The following is a 1,908-nucleotide window of genomic DNA, read 5'->3' on the forward strand; positions in this document are numbered from 1 at the left end:
GTCCTGGAGGCCGCGCTCTACAAGGCAAACGGGACGAAGACAGGGCACCGTCGCAGCGTGGAGCCGGACTGGGCTTGCGTGGATCGACAGCCTGGCTGAGGTTAACGCGGCGATCGGCGAGTTGCTTGCCGATCTGAACGATCACCGCGTGCTACGCCGTGTCGGCTGCACGCGGCGATAACTGTTCGACGAGATCAACCGGCCCGCACGCAAGCCGCTGCCGGCTGAGCGTTACGGCTTTGCTGAAGGCGCATTCGGCGCGCCTAAGCTGTTCCGCAAGGGCGAGAGGATGGCCGCGACGAAGCGCTTCATGGCGGTGTAAGCACCGCCGTAGCCACGCTGACGAATCTCGCGCAGCCGCACGGCTTAGATCGGGACAGGCTGCGACCCGGTCACGCAGATAATCGAGATAGGGCACAAGCTCATTCGGCGCCCAACCAGTCGGGGAGGTCGGCAGTTCGATCCCGCGCTCGATGTATTTGCGGACCGCTTGGGGTCGCGGCCAGTGCGCCATCGCCGCCACGGACGGCCCCTGGCGGTGTAGATCCAGTAGCATCAGAAGTTCTCCAAGTTGGACCTCTAGCGCCGCTCCGATTCCGATCAGATCGAAACGGATCATCGACGCTGGTGCGAAAGCCGCCAGTTCCGGGACGCGCCCCGGAACTGGCGGCAATGGCGCCAACTAGGGAATTTTCGATGCCCACAATCCGGGACTATCCATCGCCCGATGACAAACGAGAATGACATGCTTGTACATCCCACCCTCGACCGGCTCAACGCCATCGGCTGACCGGAATGGCCAAGGCGTTCAATGAAATGGCCGCCAATGCCGAGGCCGAACAGCTATCGCATGGCGAATGGCTGGCGCTGTTGCTCGACTGGGAATGGAGCTGGCGCTACAATCGCAAGCTCGGCGCCCGCCTGCGCTTTGCCAAGCTGCGCCATCAGGTCGCCCCTAAGGATGTGGACTATCGTGGCGATCGCGGCCTCGATCGAGCCTTGTTCCTCAAGCTCATCGCGGGCGACTGGATCGATGCCCACGACAATTTGGCCATCTGCCGCCCATCAGGCGTCGGCAAGAGTTGGTTGGCCTGCGCGCTCGGGCGTAAGGCCTGCCGGGAGCCCGGTCCGTTCTCTATCAGCGTGTCCCACGCCTGTTCGCCAATCTGGCGCTCGCCAGATGCGATGGTCGCTACGCACGCCTGCAACGCACGCTCGCCCGCGTCCAATTGATGATCCTTGATGATTGGGGGCCTTGAACCCCTCGACGATCAGGCACGGCATGTCTCCTCGAAATCCTCGAGGATCGCTACGGCCGACGCTCCACCATCATTACCAGCCAACTGCCCGTGTCAGCAGACATGACGGCATCGGAAATCTGACTTATGCCGACGCCATCCTGGATCGCCTCGTCCACAACGATCATCGCATCGATCTGACAGGCGAAAGCCTGCGGCGAAAGCAGCCGCAAAAAGCTTGACACCTGACGCATAAGAAGAAGTGACAACAATCAACGCCAGCAGAGCCCTAGCCCAAGGGGCGAGATCATCTCGGAATCCGGGGGCGCAATCATATCGTAAGAAAGGGGCGGCTTCGTCGGAATAGGCAGAGCGCCGCCTCGACCATGGCGCGCGCCATCTTCGGCTTGGTCGCAAACTCGACCGTCTCCGGGATCGACGCCTTGGCACATCGCGCCCGATCGTTTGTCCAGCTCTCAGCGACGATCGACCAGCGCTTGGCCGTAGCGGCTCGCGTAAGCCAAGAACACGCCGATCTGGCTGTTCTCGATCCGCCCCGCCGTTCGCGCGACACCGGCGGAACGAGCGCGCCCTTCTTCACAAATCCCGTCTCGTCGACGATCGGGACGCCATCCTCATCGCCCAACGCCTCCACCACATAATCGCGAAC

Annotated in this window: 1 protein-coding gene and 3 pseudogenes; 2 read left to right on the forward strand and 2 right to left on the reverse strand. The window is 62.4% G+C overall.

Going from position 1 to position 1,908, the window contains the following annotated elements; translation table 11 throughout:
- Positions 1 to 88: 88 nt before the first annotated feature.
- Positions 89 to 247: pseudogene (locus EOA86_RS32815) on the forward strand (IS21 family transposase); the annotation flags it as partial.
- Between the two features lie 41 nt (positions 248 to 288).
- Here the strand turns inward: EOA86_RS32815 and EOA86_RS40890 are convergent.
- Positions 289 to 619: pseudogene (locus EOA86_RS40890) on the reverse strand (hypothetical protein); the annotation flags it as partial.
- 126 nt (positions 620 to 745) lie between these two features.
- On the opposite strand from EOA86_RS40890, the pseudogene istB reads away from it, so the two are divergent.
- Positions 746 to 1,480, forward strand: a pseudogene (istB, locus tag EOA86_RS32820) (IS21-like element helper ATPase IstB).
- A gap of 89 nt (positions 1,481 to 1,569) precedes the next feature.
- On the opposite strand, the gene EOA86_RS32825 reads toward istB, so the two are convergent.
- Positions 1,570 to 1,908, reverse strand: a 339-nt coding sequence (locus EOA86_RS32825; RefSeq protein WP_164892241.1) for a transposase, incomplete at its 5' end; no start/stop codon positions are given.

Source organism: Mesorhizobium sp. M5C.F.Ca.IN.020.32.2.1, assembly GCF_004023105.1.
GTDB classification, from domain to species: domain Bacteria; phylum Pseudomonadota; class Alphaproteobacteria; order Rhizobiales; family Rhizobiaceae; genus Mesorhizobium; species Mesorhizobium wenxiniae.